Genomic DNA, 18,755 nt, shown 5'->3' on the forward strand with positions numbered 1-18,755 from the left:
TTTTTATAATAATGATAAAGTCATCTAATATAATTGTGGCCCAGTATACTCATTTTCCTCTGTATATACTCTAATTAAGGTATCTACAGTATCAGCATACATCAACCTATATCCAATGGCCCCTCCAAACTTGCTTTCTAGATTATTTAAAGACTTGTTGGCAGCATCGCTTCCATTATTGATTACATACCACATTCCATGTGGGGTATAGATGAAAAGCTCTCCATAGCCATCTTCTGCTCCGTTTTTAAAGCTGTCTGCAGGGTCATAGATCTTTGTTGAATGGATTGCAAGTCTGGACAGGTCTTGTTTTGGCTGTGTTCCGCTTTTAAATAGCATATTCAACCAATTATAGCATTGGTCCTTAAACTGAACCTTTTTTATAGGGTCAGACATTTTCTCTTCAATATTTGCCCTTCTTTTTGCAAGAGTGTTTGTTATTCCAAGTATCTCTTCAACCTTGGCAACATCTTCCTCCAGGCACCTGTATCCTTCAGGCCTTCCTGTTACCTTGATATTGCCTTCTACAAAGTCCATTCTTTTCCATTTTCTCATATAGGGCTTTACCTTTTCCCAGTCTTCATCAGGTATCTTCTTATTCAATCCATAAAGGTAGCCATATTCACAGGCATCATAGCACTTTGTTTCCAGTTTCAATTCATTATCTGTCATTTTATCTCCTGCAAGTATGTTTATAAATTAAAAAATAATTTTAATTTTAAGAATTATTTATCTATATTAATCCATTTAATCAATATTAATGTTAATGCTTAGCTTTTCACCGCAATTGGTACAGTATTTAGCATCTTTTCTAATCTTAGCACCACAATAAGGACATTCTATCTTGTTTTTATCAACTATGCCCCTAATTAAGCCTTCTACGTGAAGCTTGCCCTCATAGAAAGCGATTCTTTTTCGAACTCTAATCAAGTCATAATTGATTAGAAGGTGATCGATCTGCTCTTCCTTAGTGGCATGGAGAGGCAATTTAAAGTATGTGGCTATCTCAAAGAAGACATCATCATCGGCTAATGATCTTTTTATCTCTCTAATGTCATCTAGAACCATCTCCAATCTGGATTCTATATAGCCATAGGAATAGTTGTTTATGATATAGTCTATCTTTTCAAAGCGATTGAATGAATTAGGAACAGTTGAAAACTCTTTCAAGAATATGTTGAATGTGGCATCATCCAAGGCATCTAAACGAACATAGTGGTCCTTTTTAAATGAGATAAGCTTGATTCTATCTTCTATTTCGTAGTAGTTGTAGTTAGATACGATATGGTCTATGATAGATACCTTATTGTTTTCTACAATTGCTAGCTTTTTAGTTAGAATCTTGAATACGTCCCCATCCAATTCATTTAGCATCTTTGTAAATTCTTCTTTAGATACTTCAGGACGTGAACTATCTTTTTCAGGTGCTTGTGAAGCTTGTGTTTCTTCTAAGTCTTCAGAAGAATTTGAATCTTTATCTGATTCATCTAAATTTTCAGTAGAATCTGAATCTTCATCATCTGAAATTTTTACTTCAACTTCATCTGATTTTCCATCATCTGCTCCTTCAATATTTACTTTTACAGTAGAATCATCATTAGAACTAATATTATCACTCTCTTTATTATCAGAATCATCTATATCATTAATATCACTATCAGCAGGATTATTAAGATTAGAATTTGATATGGAATCATTCATGCCCTCTACAAGATTGCCATCGCTGTCCACAATCACATTAGGGAATGAATTAAGCCCTTCTATTATGTCTTCCTCAGACTTGTTCTTATAGATATAATAGGCAATCTCTTCCTTTGGAGACAATTCCAATGGATTTATGTCAAAGTAATTGATACCAAAGAGATTGTTTCTTTTTACTTTAGGCTCTTCCTCTTTTTCTTCCTCTTCATCATCTATATAAAAGCTGATTATATGGTTCTTTGGGTTAACGTCATAGTCCTTGAAGATATTATTGTCAAAATCAGAGACCTTTATCCAGTTTTCTATCATTTCCTCTGGAGCATTGAGATAATTTGCAAGGAACAGCAGCTTAATGTCTTCCAGGTTTCTAAGCTCATCATAGGTCTTAAAGCTTTCCCTTGCCTTGTCCATTTCAATATAAATGATATAGTCTGAATAGTTGATCATAAGGTTATATATTATGTCAAGGCGGTCTAAAAAGAAGCTGTATGCATTCATGTTCTTTATAAGGATTCTAAATAAGACCTCATCCAATGAGTCCAGGCTGTTGAAGAGGTCTATCTTTGCAAAAAATTCACTGGCCTTTTGGTGTAGCTCAGTTGGAGAGTAGTTTGAAATAAGATAATATGCCTTATCCTTACGGCTCTCTTTATTTTCCAAAGCCTTGAGGTTATTATAGTCTAGAGAGGAATAGTTAAAGCATATGAATGAAAATACGTCATCATCAAATCCAAGCATATCATTATAGAAGACCATCTTCTTATCTGCTATCTCAATTGCAGTTTTCATTTGGCTTATTGAATAGTTATCAAAAATGCAGTTAATGAGGGTTTCCCTTTCCCCAATCTCATCAGATAGGTTGAAGTGGCAAACAATCAGATTGAAGTACTCATCATCCAATTCCTCCAGTTCAGCTATGATTTCCCTTTTCAATTCAGCTTCATATATGGCGTATTCTATCTTATCCTTGGAGTAATTTGTGATTATATAGCTAATCTGCTCCTCCTTGTCGTCCTCTGGAACGTCAAGGCCCATTGCAACTAGACCAAAGATATCATCTTCAAGAGAGTCTAAAGTTTCTGTTGCCTCTATTTCAAATGTATTGTATTCGTCTATCAGGTCATCTATTGTGTCCTGGCTGTAGTTGGATGTGATGAATTCTATCTGTTCCTTTTTTGATAGATCGGATGGAACTTCAGAGAGATTATCTAAAATAAAATTAAAAATATGTGGCTCTAGGTCATTCAAGAGCTCGTTGAATTCTAAATTATCATCTTCCATATTTTCCCCTTTATATAATTTTTAATAATTTTTCAATATAAGATTTTTTTTCTAATTAGTTGTTACTTTTTTAGTTCTTATATTTATATTTATATTAAAAACTAATAAATTTTGGTAATTTTAAAAACCAGGTTAAGGGTTAAATATTTATTCTATTAATCTTCAATCAATTTTTTAAAAGTTCATCCAATTCATCGCTATCTATCATTTCTATATAATAATTGAAATCACCATAGGACTTTCTTAATTTAACAAAGTCTGGAAAGAGTTTATATTTATAAATACTATAGTTTTCATCATTATTTCCGTCTTTTAGATAAATATTTCCACAGATTGAAGTTAAATCCCAATATTCATGATCCCAATTATATTTTAAATAAATTTTTGCCTTTGGAAAATGATTTTTTATAAGATTAACGCTTTCTATGATTAAATCAATGAATTCTTCTTTATAATCAATGAATTCAAATATTGAAGAAGGATTAATTAGTTCCATATCTTCAATTGACCCTATTTTCTCTCTTAGCCTTCTTCTTTCAAAGAAGCATTCCTCATTAAAGAAATATTCCCTATCGCATTTTCCTTTGCATCTTGGAATTTTAGATAGATCAATGCCATTTTCCAGCTTAATAGTATCTTCTGTAAATGAGCCTAGAACCCCAACATCCATTGAAGCATTGAATTTATTTATTACTCTAAGATCAGAATTTTCCTCTATCCATTTTGTAAATTCATTCCCTTCCAATTCGATGTTCCAGCAAATAAAACATGGTTCAAAATCATGACATGCCTGAAAACGTTTATTTTTGGTTTCAATCTCCTCACAGACATATTTATAAGCATTTATTATGATACTTTCAAATTCCTCTTGAGTATAGGGTTTTGAAGAATAATAAACGTCTTTTAAGTCCACATCATAAGTTCCGCCCTTTAAGATATAAAAATAGATATTATCACCCCTCTAATTCTTTAAGTTTCTATTTAAAATTAACTATTCGCTCTCTAAATTCTTTTACATTAATCTTTTATAATTAACTTTGAAATTAACTATTCGCTTTCTAAATTCTTTTCAATCAAACTTTTATAATATTCATCACTTTTTGTTAATTTAAGGATAAGGTCATGTATATCGTAATAATCAATCAAGGCCCAGTTTTCCTCTGTAAATTCCTCATTCTGGACTAAAAAAGAATAGTCATAGTCTCCATCGGCATCATATATTACAGCTGAAAGAATGTCATAGGTTTCGCATTCAGGGTCTGGACTAAACTGCAAAATAACTACAGCCATTGGAAAATGCTTTCTAATCAAATCCATAGTGCTTTCAATATAGTCAATGAAATTGTCCTTCTTAAGTACAAACCTGTAGATTTCATTTGGATTTACCAATATCAAACCTTCAATGGAGTTTAATCTTTCCTTGACCTTTTCTCTTTCCCAGTAGCAATGCTTTCTTCTCCAGATCTTTTCATAGTCCTCATTGTTTGGGCATTCCAACTTGCAATCAGGCATCTTTGCATAATCTATATTATCAAGAAGTTTATATGTATCATATTTCGGACTGAAGGGGTTTCCTATATCCATTGATATTTCAGTGCTTCTTAGAATTCTTAAATCAGAGTTTTCCTCAATCCATTTATTTAAATACCCATTGACTCCTTTGGCAAAGCAAATCCTTTCAAAATTCAAATCAAAGCCACAGCGAGTAAAGTTGGAAAGATTAGGAATAATCTCTTCACAGACATATCTGAATGCACCGATAATTATGCTTTCGAATTCATCCCTTGTATATTTGCTTTCGCTATAATATATGGCTCTTTTTTGGAGAGTCTTTATATCCACCTTCCAAACTGTAGAAATAGATGTTATCAACCCCTTTTCTAATCATCTTACTATCTTTAAAAACCCATCAAATTTATCATTTAGCCTATTTCTAAAAGGCTCATCAACAGACACCATATCTAAAAAATAATCCATTTTCCCATATTGCTTTTTTAATTCTCTAAATTCAAGGGATAAATCTTCAAATAAATCCATATTACAATCATAGGAATTTGTACCATCATAAATATTGGCAAAGATTGAATTCAATCCCTCATATTCAGGGTCTTGATTAAATTCCAAATATATGGTTGAATCTGGAAAATATTTTTTTATTAATGTGAAACTAATGTTAATTAATTCTATTAAACTATTATTTTCACCTATAAAATCATAGATTTCATTTGGATTTATCAAAAGAAAATTCTCATTGATCTTACAGTGAAAATTCAAGTCTTCGACTTTGCTTTTTGCAAAATGTCCTTTTAAAAAATTCTTTAATTTATACATAATATTGGCCCACCTATTATTTCAATTTGTCAAGCAAAGTAATAATGTCCTTATATCTTTTTTTGATGTCATTTAAATCAGCAAAACGGAATTCCTTATCATAATCCGCATTATTACGTCTTCTTCTTAAATTTCTCAATTTAGTGCCCAAATCTTTCTCAATATCCTTTTTTGACTTTTCAAAAAATGTTATTACAGATTCATGAGATACAAATGTTCCCTCAGGCACTTTGGCCATATCATAATAGATGTCTCTTGCTATTAAAAAACAAGTATAATAATAACGACCAACTGCTGTCCTTTGATACTCTTCCCTATTGGAATAGTTTCTTAAATGTTCAGCCACATCTATAAATCTTTCCCAATCAAAGCTCATAATTATCACTCCATATGAATGAACTTTAATCAAAGATTGCATTTATTATTTTATTTCAACCCTATATAAATATCTTTGCCTTATTTTTAAAAATAAGAACAATTCATAGGCTGATTTACTATACAACATATATAGTAAACTTTTTTGGTTATATATGGTAAACTATACATTAAAATCAAGAGATTTTTTATACATAGTAAACCATACATAAAAACCAAAATTTTTTACACCGATGAAAGGTGAAAAAATCCAATCTGTGATTAAAATTTCCAAATCAGTCTTTATGAGGTCCTATTTCCCCCTGCGTATATCTCTTAAATTCCAGAGGATCGCTCACTTCAACAAGATTTATCATAAAGGGAAGCTTTGAGCCATCATTGATCCTATCGGAAATCAGAGAGCGTATATGGGACTTGGACATCTCATGGCCATCATCCTTCTTCACAATGACTGTCACCAAAAAGCAGCAGCTTTCAAGATCGCTTTTTAGGGTAAGATTGAAGAAGTAGAATACCACATCATCATAGTGCTCAAGGACAAGATCCTTCAACTCTAAAAGCTTATCCACAAACCAGTCCTCTTCAAAGAGCATCATTAGCCCAGCAAAGCCTTCTTCAAAGAAGTAGTACTTTTCTACAATTTGATCCATCTCAGGACCTGTTCTTTTTGAGTGCCTACCAACCACCATTCTAGTTTTGTTATTCATGTTATCACCTACTTAAATGTCTTGTTTTTCTTTATATTTAAGTTTAATCTTAGTATGATAAGTAAAAATTGATGTGAGAGTGTAAAATTGCTTTTAGAGTAAAACAAAATTGATTTCATTTCGTAAAATTGATGTCATCTCGTAAAATTTACTTCAAAGTGTAAAATTGATGTCAAAGTGTTAAATTGATTTCATTTCGTAAAATTGTCGTGACCGTGGAATATCTATGGAGAGCTGACTAGAGCTTAAGATTTAATCTATGGATTGTTTTTATTAAAAAATAGTTGATGGTTGTTTATATATAGTTTTTAGTTATTATTAAAATTCCTTATATTAAAAATAAATTTTTAGATGATTAAAATAAGTTAAAATAACTGAATTTAGATTAAATTAAGAGAATTCAGTTTAATTATGAAGATTAAAAAATTGAAATTTTATAAAAAAGTAAAAATTGCTTTTTTATGATAAGTTAAAAATTGTAGAATTTCTTGAAAAAATAATTGAAATTAATGTAAAAATAGAATTTTTATTATAAAATTTTTAAAATGATGTAATCAAAATTGACTCTTGTTTACACCCTTGATTTTTGATATATTTTAAATTGATTTTTGATTGATTAAAATTAAGGTTCTATGTGTTGATATTAAAATAATTAATCAAACATTTAATTTTCCCATTTGTATTATAAAAATATTAAATTTTGATTAATGTATGGTAGATAATAGAAAATAAATTATATAAAATAGATGAAAATTGACATCTATTTATTTTTCTAAAAAAGACTCTATGAAAGACTTCATATAAGTCATTTCAATCGGATGGTATTCCTCTTTCATAGTCTCCCTATTGAAGACCACATCACATATCTCAAAGGATATTGTTATTTCCTCATCCTCATCCATAAGCTTGCCATCCTTCCAGGAAGCCCATGTTGAAAGCTCTACAAAGTAGTTGAGCTGAGGAACAAGCATCTCATCCTCACCTTCAAACTCATGCTGGCTGGTAAGCTTGCTGAACTCTCCAACTGTAGTCTTTAGAACGGACTTTGCATATATTGGATCAAGTTGGGTTAGGTTGTTTTCGTTTAGCCATAAGACAAATTGGTAGCTTATATCATCCAATTCCAATATTTCTCCATTTTCCTTTTTAGCTATTGCCACTTGCATATTATCACTTTTTATAAAATTAAATAATAGTTATTCTTTAAATTTAATCATTGCATTTAATAATTAAACATCCCATTTAAACTTAAATAATTAATTAATGAATCTTATCCACTACTATAGGGTTGGGATCATCATGTACCCTTTTATAGACATCATAAAGATTGAACAGTACTGAAGTACAGATAGATTCATCTATTTTATCATCAGACATAGTCTTAACTTTTTCAATAAACTCCATATCCTCTTGTGGAATGAGGAATTGGTTAGAAATAATTTGAGCTATCTTTTTTATCTCAAGTAAAATCATATCATATTCATCTACCTGATATAGGGCATAGGCATAATCAACCAGCCTATGGATTGTCCTATTCACCTCATTTTCAGCTTGGCTTTCTGTCTCATGCAAAAAGTCCTCAAACAAATCATTTAAAGGAGTCTTTTTAGAGATTAATACTTCTTGAGAGCCAATTGAAGAGCCATCCTCTGGAACATCAAATTCTCTATTCCTTAATGAATCCAAGAATTGAATTATCCTTTCATCTATAATAATATCACTAAAAGCGATAGGCTTTGTCAGATACAAGCCCTCCAATTTCTTCACACGACTTAAGGCAACATATAACTGTCCTGAAGCAAAAATATTGCTTTTCAAGTCCAAAACCATTTCAGGAAAGCTTTGGCCCTGTGACTTATGTATGGTGAATGCATAGCCTAGCTTTAATGGGTATTGTTTAACACGCTGAATATAAGGTGTCTTACGTCTTAAGCTATGGGATGTAGGATCATATTCCATTTCATACTTATAATCCACAGCGCTGAAAGCGTCAAGAGTTACAGAGACTACCTGATTATTCTTTTCCAATTTCACTTTAATGATTTCTGTTATGCTATCATCATAATCCCTGATTATCTCCCTATCCACTATAGTGCCGAAATCTCCATTTTTACCTCCGCCCATAACAGATCCGGTTAACATGACACGAGCCCCTATCTTATATCTTAAGAAGGCTTCGAATCTGGAAGGAACTTCAATTGGATAATATTTTTGCATGTCTATTTTCATAGGGTCTTCGCTGTAATAAAATTCCAAATAATCCTTTGAATCCAGCTCCTTAATTCTGAAATGAGCTCTTGAAGAGAATTCCTCTCCGGAAATCTTATCCAACTGCCTTCTGTTGATTCTGTTTGCTTCAGCATTGGAAGGAGTTATTGCAGTGATATTCTCTGGAATCTCATCGGGAGAAACGACACGGGTGTTGATCTTTTCTAAAATAGGAAGGACCCTTTCAAACTTAGGCACTTCACGTAACATATCTAACATATTTACCCAATCGGAGTCATCCTTATGTCGCACTGACTCGTTCAGCTCATAGAACTTGATTTGGGAAAGATTATTACGAATTACATGGCTGTCAAAGAAGTACAGCCCGCCATATTCATTTTTCAGATATTCATAGGTTTCCTCGGATTCTACAATCGGAGGCAGTTGGAACATGTCTCCAACAAGTATCATCTTTATTCCACCAAAGGGACTGTCGTTCTTAAGAGCAGTTGATAGAATCTTATGTATCATCTCCATAAGGTCGGATCTGACCATGGAAACTTCATCAATTACTATTATCTTTGTAAAGGCTATGTTTCTGAGGAAATAGTCATTTCGAACCCCATCATAAGCCTTAGGGTTCTGATAGCCTTCTTCAATTTTATCAAACTCATGAAAAAAGAAGGAATGTATTGTTCTTGCATTGCGCCCATATAACTGCTTTGCAAGATTTGTAGGGCACAATATCTCATCTATCTCCAATAGATTGATGAGCTCATTGATGAGGTGGGTCTTTCCGCTTCCCGCCTTTCCTTGTATGAATGTGATTGGTGCAAGCTCTCTGCACATATCATCTGCAATTCTTTGCTGTTCTGCTGTTAGTGTCATAATAAATCGTTTATTTTTTATATTAAAAATAATTTTTTATTGTTTAAATAATAAGGCCTATTATGAATAATTATTTATTGTTTTAATGATTAAGCTAAACAATTTTATGTTAATCGCTAATCAATTCAAACAATTTAATTATCTTCTCATCTATGTCCTCTTTCTCTGCAAACATAGCCAGATACTGTGCAAACAATGGCTTTTTAAAGTTTTTATATGTCCTCCTATTAAAGGCCTCTCCTAAAACCTTTGAAAACTTATCTGAATGTCTTGCATTTTGAATGTCCCTCATGCTTGCCTCAACAGCATATCCAAGGGTATCTGACATGTACTGGCTTAGGGCCTGCCTTAATATATCATCGCTGAAGGTGTCTTCAAACTCCACATCTCCTATTTCAAAAATATTGTCCCTATGTATCAGGTCACCTTCAACCATCTTCTCTATCCTTTCCTCGGTAAGCTCATCTGCATCATTGTCCATGAGGACAAATATGTCTGTCTTTGAAAAGGACTTCTTGATTACACGTATGAAATTAGGTATGTCCCTTATGCCATCTGCCTTGACTATCTTTATGAAATTCTGGCTTATAGGATAGCCATAGATCTTTTCATACATTATAGGTATAAAGTTCTGTTCGCTTTCCCCTTCAACAATAAGCAATTTGTTTGTAAAGAAGAGATCTATATTGTTTATTCCCAAATTGCTCAATGCGACTTGACTTTCTTCGCTGCTGTTAAGGGTAGATACCTTAGAGCCTGTCTCCTTGTCAATGCTCATGAGATGTATCTCGTTAAGGTTTACTTGGTTTATGAGGAATGGGGAGTGTGTGGTTATTATTATCTGCTTATTCTCTTTTGTAAGGTCCTTCAATAGTTTGAGAATGTCCAATTGGGCCTTTATGTGAAGGTGTGTTTCTATTTCATCAAATACATATACAAGGTCCTTTTTGTCCTTCTTATGCTTGAAGATGGCCATGGTTGTACGGCGGTTGGTTCCGTCTCCCATCTTCTCTATCATTATCCTCTGCCCTGAGCTGTTGAGGATTTCGACATCAACGTCCAGGCTAAGCTTGGCGCTTGGATTGACTATAGGGTTTATCTCCTTGAAATCGGGCATGAATTCCTTAAGTTGGGCATTGAGCTCCTCTGCATCCTGATTGGAAAGCTGTTCGTTTTTGAACTCTTCTATATAGTCATCTATATGCTGGTTGAGGGTCTTATCCCCAATATGTATGTTCCATATCTCCTCCTTCAGCTCCTTGAAGAAAGTGTTTTCAAAGAATGAGTCTATGTTTTCAAATTCGCGGCTTCCCAAGAAGCTTATTGGATAGCTAAAGCTTTTAACCTTGGTGTATTCATCAGATTCCATTGATTCAAGTATCTTTGACTTGAGGTTTTCCATAATACTGTTGGAGCGATAGCTGATGTCGAAGATGGAGCAGTACTCCTTAAGCATCTTTCTTGCCTCGGCTTCCTTCAGTTCATCCATCCCGTTTAGGCGGGTCTTCATTTCATTTATTTTATCTTCGGTGGGCTTGAGATAGAATGTGTTTACCACAGTGTCCTCCACTATCCTTGATTCAAGGCAGTAATGGAAGTTTGACTCATCAAGAGCTATTGTTATTGGACAGCCCACTTCGTTATAGTCATTTATATCTATCTTCTTCAGCCCAAATAGTATTTTTAGAGAGTCTATTAAGGATGTCTTGCCTGCATCGTTCTCTCCTATTATTACATTTAGGCCTGGATTGAAGTTCATTTCAAAGTCCTTGAGTGATCTGAAATTTTTAATTTTAATGTTTATTAGCATATTTTAGCCCCATTATTCTAATTAAAAAATTTAAACTTTCAATTTAAAAATAAATAAATTATTATTTTTTGACAATTTGAGTAAAATTATAATTTTCCCTTTTGATAAATAAATCTAATCATTTTATATTTCTAATATTTCTAGATTAAAATTTTTATCTTCCAATTAAATCCAGACCATTTATTATTATTTTTTAAATGTCAATGGTATTTTTAGTTAATATTCAAATAGCATCCATTCTAATCCTGTCCAAGTTAACAAAGTTGAACATTATAAAAAAAACCACTAATCCAAGTGTTATTGAAGTAATCATAGAATGATTTCTTCATTTAAATTATATACAATGTCTTCACGAAAAGCATCCAATAATAATTCCTCCTTTTTTCCTAGCGAAATTAATTCATTTTCAAATGCTTTTTCTGTTAATTGGATGTAATTTCCAATGGTTAAATAGTCCTTATTTAAATATGGAGCGTATAAGCTTGAATCATAACCTCTAATGGATGCATTACGATTAATATCTTCCTTAAATGCCCTATACTGTTCATAGGTTATTTCATTCAAGAAGTGTCTTAGTCTCCAGAGCAATGCTTGATGTGATATCTGGAAGTATTGCTCAGCATCAATTATTGAATCCAAATCCCATTTTTGAATATTATTATTTAATTTATAGGTTTCTAAAGCTCCATGAGGCATTAAAAGACATGATGCAAAAAGATCTGCCTTTTGCTCTGTTTCATCATCACTGTCTATTCCACATATATTGAAATTGTTTTCATCATATTTCAAGTGATACAATGCATGTGCTATTGTAAAGGCCTGTCTTCCTTTACTGTGTCTTGAGTTTACAAATATTATGTTTTCCTTATCCAATCTTAGACAGGCTCCGCTTATGTCATTATCCATTACTTTAAATACTATTGTCAAGTTCTTTATTTTATTTATGGCAAGTGAGAATATGTCAATGGATTCATTTACATCTATTTTCCATTGTCTTCTGCAAGCACAAGCCAATTCATTCATTTCCAAATACATGATTACTCCTGTTTGTCTGTAATTCTTGATAGGAATTCCAAATTATTGATTATCCTGTTCATCTCTGCAATATCGTCCAATGATAGATTTTTATTGTTTGATCTGAATGCCATATTAGTTTTGGAATACTCTCCAATACCTAATATTATATATTCTGGAGAGCATCTATAAAGATTAGATAGTTTGATTATAGAATCACTCCTTAATATTCTTTTATTACTTTCTAATTTAGCTATTTGTCCTTGTTTAAATCCAAGATATTCTGCTATTTGGTTTTGAGTGAAATCATGTTCTAATCTTATTCTTTTTAATCTATCACCTACTGTTTCTACCATATTTTTAAACCCCATAAGTCAGTTAATAATATATTGGAATATTTTATTATATAAATCTAACTAAAAAATATTCCAAATACTAATATTCAAATAACACTAATCTGATATAATCTAAACACAATATCAATTAGATTTTTTTTAATTAAAAAATATTTATAACACTTTTTAACAAAAAAAATAAGTTAATTTTCTAAAATTTATTATCTAAAAAATATAAATTAATAATTAAATATTTTATTATTTCAAAAAGAAGCATAGTAATTAAAAAGAGGATGGAGAATAAAAATGATTATTCAAGAAATTTTCTATGATTGTGAAAAATTTTTAACAATTGTTCATAATGGCATGGATAATGATATTAAAAAACGAGTTATCCAAAAATCAATAGATGTTTCAAGACATGAAATCCTATTAAAAGAGCGTTATATTGAAAAATATCAATTGGAAAATGATAATTATGAATTTTTTATTAAAGGATTTCTAGATTGTGAAAATGAGAAAAACCCTTATACGAACTATTCAACATATTTTAAGCAATATGTTTATCCTAATAAAAATGATGAAATTGATAATTTATCATTTAAAGATTTTAAAAAAGTATATGATTTTATTTATGAATATACAAATTTTAAATTTACAAAATTAAATATTAATAACATTTTCCTATTTTTTCCTACGGATATTTTAGTGAAAAGCATTAAATCTGAAACAACATCTTACTTAATTATCAAAAGTTCTGAGAATATTAGTAACATTTCAGTAAAATTCAAACTAAATGATATTATAAAAGAATCAATTAATTTAACTGAGATTCCTAATGATAATAAAATCAAATCAAGGGAAAATTGGAATAATTATGAAATAGAAATATTTGATAAAGATAAAATTATCTATAAATCCCATACTTATGTAATTATGTCCATAAATTTTAATATGGGAATAACTACAAAGATAAAAAAGATTAAATTAAATAAATTTGATAAAATGGTAAATTCTTCAAACTTAAAAACCGAAAAATTCACAATTTCAGAGGAAAATGGATTAATTAATATTTCTAATTATTTACTTGAAGAATCTAAAAATAGAAATGAACTTAATGATGTGACAAAAACAGAATGTATTTTTTTAAGAAAGAATGAACGGGAAAAAGCTTATGAAATCTTAGAAAAATTAGTGAAAAACGATGGAGAATTATTTATTTTTGATCCCTATTTTTTAAAACAAAGCGAAGGAAAAGATGTGTTAAAAGATTTGCTGAATACTATTTTAACTCATAATGATTTAGTTAATATTATCTTTTCAAAAGATATTGGAGAATCTTTTGAGAACTTTAAAAATAGTTTAACTGTTGATGAAAAACTTTTTTTTAAGAATATAGGAGGGTCCGCCAAAAAGCTATTTTTTTAAAAAAGTTTAAAATTTTCAATTTTTTAAGTTATTTATTTTAGTTATTTTTTTAAAATTCGATGTTTTTTCTATTGTTTTCTTTTAATTTTGGTGCTTGCACCTTGAAAAAATTTTTTACTTGTTAATTATTCTTTAAATATGAAATAAAGCAATAATATTATAGTAAACTTTATATACTACTTTAAACATAAATAATATCAACAAAGGGTTAATATTTTGGTGTTATTTATGGTTAAAAGAATTCCTGATGAAGAACAAATAAAATTAGGCATTAGAACTTTAGATTTTAACATTCCAGAGGATCATATTTCTCGTTTTGTTGTGGATTTCATTGACGAATATTATCCTCTTTTAGGAATCAAAGAAAATAAAAAGAAGAAAGGGCGTGACAGTTTTCCTGTGAAAGAGATGTTAAAATTGCTTATTTATGCTAAAATCGAGCATATTGATAGTATGAGATTCTTAGCAGACATGGTAAAATATCATGACGTATATAAATTCGTTGGAAATGGAATTTGTCCTTCAGAACGATCATTACAACGATACAGAGAAAAATACGGCAAATATTACAATGAATTGTTAAAAGCAACCTTAAAAAAAGCTTCAGATGTGGATTACACTGATTTCAACGAAGTTTCCATTGACGGAACCATCAAAAAAGCATACAATTCAAAAAATAAAGTGATCACAGAAAAAGAAACTGAAATATTAACCCGTTACTTCGAAGGAGGCCGTGTAAGTCAGGAAGAGCTAGATAAACTCCATAAACCGGCCCGAGAGATTCTTGAAAATAAAAAAATCAGCAACCAAGAAAAATTATACCTCTTGGATGACATTAAAACACAATTCACACTGTCTGGTCAAAAATCAGTGCCAGTAACCGACATAGAAGCACGTTGGATGAAAAGCAAGAAAGGAAACTCACAAATAAGCTATAATATCCAATCTGCAGTCGATTACGATACAAAAATGATTTGTGCAATAAACGTCGTACAAGCCCCTACAGACCATTACCAATTGCCAAAAATCGTAGATAAGGCAATAAACAACACAAACGTAATACCAAGATTCGTATTGGCAGATACAATCTATCTGAATGAAGAAAGCTTATCATATCTTGCAGATAATCAAATAAATGGAGTTATACCAGATAGAAAGCAATCCAAGGAAAAAATCGGAAGATTGAACAAGAACCCATATCACAAGGATCACTTCAAATACTTCCCTGAAATTGATGCATTTGAATGTCCAGAAGGCCAAATAATGTATTTTTTCAACAAATACACTGAAAAAAATGATGATTTGGACAAGCCAGACAAAATTAAGCGTTTATATTCCAATTATGGTGCTTGTAAGGCTTGCAATTGCCGTGAAAACTGCCTTTCATCCACCCAAACCCACAGAACAATCACCGAATATGGCGGAAGTTTAAAGAAAGCAATGTGGGAAAAAATGGAAACAGAGGAATATAAGGAAGAATATGCAAAAAGGTCATCTGTCGAAGGACCTTTTGGCATTTTAAAGGAACAATTCCATATAGAAAGCGAAGTAGTGATAGGAAAAACAAAGACAGAAGAAAGAATACTATTAGATGCCGTGGCTTATAATTTAATACGATTATTTAACTTAGAACAAGAAATAAAAAATGATAAAGAAGATATAGTTGATTTCTGTGAGAAAATTTCTGTCCAAGAGAAATTAGAGGTCAGAGCAACCATATTTTAACTGGTGTTGTCAAAATTTTATTTTGGCGGACACCCATAGGTATAGAAAAAATTAAATTCATAAATTCACAAGAAAGGTTCCATGATCGATTCATATTCCTACAAAATCAAGAAAAATTAATTGGATATCAGATAGGAACCTCATTAAATTCATTTGGAGAAAATTATTCTAACTTAATAAAATTAAGTGAAAAATGTTCTAAAGAGATTTTTAATATCCTGAAAAAGGATTTAATTTCCGAAGAAGTTTATAGGATGGATTATTAATATGAATTTTTATGATTTAAACAAAATTAGAATAAAAATTGCTGAAGATGAAATTGATATTAAAGAAAATGATTTTTTATACGAACTGTATGATTTAGATAATTTTGATTCTTTATTTGATGAATTGGATATATTAATTAATAAAATTGAATATCATCAATTTGAATTTACATTAATTTGGTATGTTGGATTTTTCAATATAATTAAGTATGAAGATATTGGGAATTTACCAAATATTAGTAAATTAAAGTCATATAATTATTTAAAAGGAGGGTTAATAAAATATTTTAGAGGGCATTTTCATTTAACTAATTATACAATGGAAATAAAACCTTATAGAAACTATTATTCATTTATAGAACATTATGTTTTAAGACCATTTCAATATAGGGCAATAACTAAATTGTTAAATTGGATTTATATTTATGATAAGAAATTCTTTTTTGAATTACACTATTTTGATAAAAGTAATTTTCATTTCTTAAGATTATTTAAACTGCATGAAATCAAAAATTTTGAATTAGAAGAGAAATATATTGATTTTAACTGTGAAGACGAATTAAAAAATTACATACTTTTTAATTACATTATTACGGAATATATTCATAGTGTAGATAAAAATTTGCCTAAGGATATAAAAACAAAAATTGAATCCGATTTTAAATTAATTGAAAAAATAGAAGTTAATATACTTATAAAAATTATATTAGACTATATTAGATTCGATGAAACAAAAAAAATACCTTGTTATTTTTTAGAAACTATAGAAGAAAATGAAGAAACTTTCTTTACAATATTTGAATCGTTAGAAATTTATAATATTAATGAATTAAATTCACTAGTTAACCCATTGAAAGAAATTCATATTAATCAGGACAGATTATTTCAACAAATGATAACAAAATTAGAAAAGTTATTAACAGAAGAAATCATTACTATTGATAATTATGAATGGGAACATTTTTTAAATATTATTCCTGAAAAATATGTTCTAATGATAAATGGTCTTCTTCGAAAAACAATTGGGGATTTAACTTTTATTTCAGAACTCGATAGAGAAATAAGAAGTAAAAGATATTTCTCAGAAAAAAATAAAGAAAAAAAATTAAAAGAATTAATAGACATTGCAAAAAATATAAATTAAAGTTATTCATTCAAAATACTTAATAATTCAACTCTTCTGTTAAGATCAGTTTTATTAAAATTGTCTAAAATAAATTTATATTCTTCATTATTATTCAATTCACCACTCCAATTCAATAAAAATAAAATTAAATAATCTACAACTAATTTAATTATATTCCTATCATTAATTGTTATTTCATCTTTAATTTCATGAACAAGCCTATTCCTTTTAATTCTTAAAAAAGGTATTCTATCTTGGATATAATTTGCAAAACCAAAATATTTTAAAATTTTTTTCATATATCTAACCATAGACTCATCATTCATTTGCCCAAAAGTTGCTTTTAAAATCTTTTCAGCAAGTGTCCAAAATTTAATAAATGAATTTTCCAAATCGGATTTAGTTGAAGCAATATAATACAATCGTAAATATTCTTCTATATTATGTAATACTACTTCATTTTTTACATCATTTTTAATTGATTCATATAAATTTGTTTTAAACGGAATATTGGTGAATTTAATCAAATCACTTTTGTCTAGTTTAATTTCTGTCCTTAAGATATCTAAAGATTCATGTATATCTAAAAAATTATTATTCTTATCTAACTCAATCATTGCCGAAGCATTTAAATCTGAGATTTGATGATTTAATGTGAATCTATTAACATGCCATTTTTCATTTAATCTACCAAATCGATGAATAAAAGTTAAATATCCAAATAATAAATACAATTGATTTAATGCTTTTTCTTCTTTATTTGATATATGATTCTCAGCTGAATTATACTCTAAAATTAAATATTTTGATTTGAATTTAGTTTTAAAATTTTCTGGAAATTCCGGAGGGAACTTAAAATCATCATAAGAAAAAACTTTAAAATCAAAATATTCTAAAATTTCTAAAAGAGTGTTTTCAATATATTCTCTATTATTAATATTTGTATAAAATAAATATTTTCTAGTATTATTATTATTTTTATTTTTTAAGTCTGAAAAAATCCGGTTTATTTCAAAAAGAAATTCATTTGATATAATTCCATTAGGATATTTGCTAACTCGATTAATAAACTCTAAAGAATGATAAACAAAATATTTTTCATTTAAATCATATTTCTTTAATACTTTCAAAAAATTTGTAGTTTCAACTAAATAAGAATAAATTGTATCATAAATTATTTGAATTTGAGTTTTTGCACTTAAATTACCATAATTATCTTCTTCTATCAGATTAGAAGCTTCTTTAATAGCTTTTTCTAGTAATCTAATTTTTTCATATTTTTTTGGATCAAATTGAATTTCTAAATTATTTAATTTCAGGTAAGAATTACAATTATCACAATATTTTGCTTTATTTCTAATTTTATTTCCACAATAACTACATGTTTGCATATATATAAATATGTTTTTAAAATATTTATTTTTAATTTTAATTAGCAGATAATTTAAAAAAATAATATCAAAAAATAAAAAAATGAATTCTTAAAATTTTCAAAAAAGGAATGAATCATAAAAAAGCACAAACAAGAAATCCGAGAAAAACTTTATAAAAAATAGCAAA

General features: G+C 29.4%; 16 protein-coding genes. 3 read left to right on the top strand and 13 right to left on the bottom strand.

The genetic code is table 11. The annotated features are described in order from the left end of the window. Positions 1-24: 24 nt before the first annotated feature. The 12 genes from MRU_RS05765 to MRU_RS05820 form a co-directional block, all read right to left on the bottom strand. Entirely contained in the window at positions 25-672 is a 648-nt protein-coding gene (locus MRU_RS05765; protein ID WP_012955949.1) for a hypothetical protein, read from the bottom strand. 75 nt (positions 673-747) lie between these two features. After that, positions 748-2,982, bottom strand: a complete 2,235-nt coding sequence (locus MRU_RS05770) for a zinc ribbon domain-containing protein (RefSeq protein WP_012955950.1) — start codon at positions 2,980-2,982, stop codon at positions 748-750. Positions 2,983-3,148: 166 nt separating this feature from the next. Then, positions 3,149-3,895, bottom strand: coding sequence for a hypothetical protein (locus MRU_RS05775; RefSeq protein WP_012955951.1), 747 nt, complete (start codon positions 3,893-3,895; stop codon positions 3,149-3,151). Between the two features lie 134 nt (positions 3,896-4,029). Then, positions 4,030-4,854, bottom strand: coding sequence for a hypothetical protein (locus MRU_RS05780; RefSeq protein ID WP_143714316.1), 825 nt, complete (start codon positions 4,852-4,854; stop codon positions 4,030-4,032). 12 nt (positions 4,855-4,866) lie between these two features. Beyond that, positions 4,867-5,313, bottom strand: coding sequence for a hypothetical protein (locus MRU_RS05785; RefSeq protein ID WP_012955953.1), 447 nt, complete (start codon positions 5,311-5,313; stop codon positions 4,867-4,869). 16 nt (positions 5,314-5,329) lie between these two features. Then, complete coding sequence (locus MRU_RS05790) at positions 5,330-5,689, bottom strand: hypothetical protein (RefSeq protein ID WP_012955954.1); 360 nt, start codon at positions 5,687-5,689, stop codon at positions 5,330-5,332. 274 nt (positions 5,690-5,963) lie between these two features. Continuing rightward, on the bottom strand, positions 5,964-6,395 hold the full coding sequence (locus tag MRU_RS05795) for a hypothetical protein (RefSeq protein WP_012955955.1): 432 nt from the start codon (positions 6,393-6,395) through the stop codon (positions 5,964-5,966). A gap of 764 nt (positions 6,396-7,159) precedes the next feature. After that, entirely contained in the window at positions 7,160-7,561 is a 402-nt protein-coding gene (locus MRU_RS05800) for a hypothetical protein (protein ID WP_012955956.1), read from the bottom strand. Between the two features lie 94 nt (positions 7,562-7,655). Next, positions 7,656-9,491, bottom strand: a complete 1,836-nt coding sequence (locus MRU_RS05805; protein WP_012955957.1) for an ATP-dependent DNA helicase — start codon at positions 9,489-9,491, stop codon at positions 7,656-7,658. Positions 9,492-9,600: 109 nt separating this feature from the next. Then, the gene (locus MRU_RS05810; RefSeq protein WP_012955958.1) at positions 9,601-11,301 is read right to left on the bottom strand and encodes an ATP-dependent nuclease; all 1,701 of its coding nucleotides are present in this window, start codon (positions 11,299-11,301) and stop codon (positions 9,601-9,603) included. Positions 11,302-11,610: 309 nt separating this feature from the next. Continuing rightward, positions 11,611-12,336, bottom strand: a complete 726-nt coding sequence (locus tag MRU_RS05815; RefSeq protein WP_012955959.1) for an ImmA/IrrE family metallo-endopeptidase — start codon at positions 12,334-12,336, stop codon at positions 11,611-11,613. A gap of 2 nt (positions 12,337-12,338) precedes the next feature. After that, positions 12,339-12,671 (bottom strand): helix-turn-helix domain-containing protein, encoded by a 333-nt coding sequence (locus tag MRU_RS05820; RefSeq protein ID WP_048812439.1) that lies wholly within the window; start codon positions 12,669-12,671, stop codon positions 12,339-12,341. Between the two features lie 285 nt (positions 12,672-12,956). Between MRU_RS05820 and MRU_RS05825 the strand changes: the two genes are divergently transcribed. The 3 genes from MRU_RS05825 to MRU_RS05835 all read left to right on the top strand — a co-directional run bounded on the left by MRU_RS05825 (position 12,957) and on the right by MRU_RS05835 (position 17,213). Continuing rightward, the gene (locus MRU_RS05825) at positions 12,957-14,078 is read left to right on the top strand and encodes a hypothetical protein (RefSeq protein ID WP_012955961.1); all 1,122 of its coding nucleotides are present in this window, start codon (positions 12,957-12,959) and stop codon (positions 14,076-14,078) included. 228 nt (positions 14,079-14,306) lie between these two features. Further along, positions 14,307-15,803, top strand: coding sequence for a transposase (locus MRU_RS05830; RefSeq protein ID WP_012954927.1), 1,497 nt, complete (start codon positions 14,307-14,309; stop codon positions 15,801-15,803). 267 nt (positions 15,804-16,070) lie between these two features. Then, entirely contained in the window at positions 16,071-17,213 is a 1,143-nt protein-coding gene (locus MRU_RS05835; protein ID WP_012955962.1) for a hypothetical protein, read from the top strand. 2 nt (positions 17,214-17,215) lie between these two features. Here MRU_RS05835 and MRU_RS05840 read toward each other — a convergent pair whose 3' ends face one another. Further along, positions 17,216-18,586, bottom strand: a complete 1,371-nt coding sequence (locus tag MRU_RS05840; RefSeq protein WP_012955963.1) for a zinc ribbon domain-containing protein — start codon at positions 18,584-18,586, stop codon at positions 17,216-17,218. Between the last annotated feature and the right edge of the window lie 169 nt (positions 18,587-18,755).

The organism is Methanobrevibacter ruminantium M1 (assembly GCF_000024185.1).
Classification (GTDB): Archaea; Methanobacteriota; Methanobacteria; order Methanobacteriales; family Methanobacteriaceae; genus Methanobrevibacter; species Methanobrevibacter ruminantium.

Excerpts from the sequence above, each read along its gene's own strand:
- MRU_RS05765 (WP_012955949.1), bottom strand. The coding sequence starts at position 672 with ATGACAGATAATGAATTGAAACTGGAAACAAAGTGCTATGATGCCTGT.
- MRU_RS05770 (WP_012955950.1), bottom strand. The coding sequence starts at position 2,982 with ATGGAAGATGATAATTTAGAATTCAACGAGCTCTTGAATGACCTAGAG.
- MRU_RS05785 (WP_012955953.1), bottom strand. The coding sequence starts at position 5,313 with ATGTATAAATTAAAGAATTTTTTAAAAGGACATTTTGCAAAAAGCAAA.
- MRU_RS05790 (WP_012955954.1), bottom strand. The coding sequence starts at position 5,689 with ATGAGCTTTGATTGGGAAAGATTTATAGATGTGGCTGAACATTTAAGA.
- MRU_RS05795 (WP_012955955.1), bottom strand. The coding sequence starts at position 6,395 with ATGAATAACAAAACTAGAATGGTGGTTGGTAGGCACTCAAAAAGAACA.
- MRU_RS05800 (WP_012955956.1), bottom strand. The coding sequence starts at position 7,561 with ATGCAAGTGGCAATAGCTAAAAAGGAAAATGGAGAAATATTGGAATTG.
- MRU_RS05805 (WP_012955957.1), bottom strand. The coding sequence starts at position 9,491 with ATGACACTAACAGCAGAACAGCAAAGAATTGCAGATGATATGTGCAGA.
- MRU_RS05810 (WP_012955958.1), bottom strand. The coding sequence starts at position 11,301 with ATGCTAATAAACATTAAAATTAAAAATTTCAGATCACTCAAGGACTTT.
- MRU_RS05815 (WP_012955959.1), bottom strand. The coding sequence starts at position 12,336 with ATGTATTTGGAAATGAATGAATTGGCTTGTGCTTGCAGAAGACAATGG.
- MRU_RS05820 (WP_048812439.1), bottom strand. The coding sequence starts at position 12,671 with ATGGTAGAAACAGTAGGTGATAGATTAAAAAGAATAAGATTAGAACAT.
- MRU_RS05825 (WP_012955961.1), top strand. The coding sequence starts at position 12,957 with ATGATTATTCAAGAAATTTTCTATGATTGTGAAAAATTTTTAACAATT.
- MRU_RS05830 (WP_012954927.1), top strand. The coding sequence starts at position 14,307 with ATGGTTAAAAGAATTCCTGATGAAGAACAAATAAAATTAGGCATTAGA.
- MRU_RS05835 (WP_012955962.1), top strand. The coding sequence starts at position 16,071 with ATGAATTTTTATGATTTAAACAAAATTAGAATAAAAATTGCTGAAGAT.
- MRU_RS05840 (WP_012955963.1), bottom strand. The coding sequence starts at position 18,586 with ATGCAAACATGTAGTTATTGTGGAAATAAAATTAGAAATAAAGCAAAA.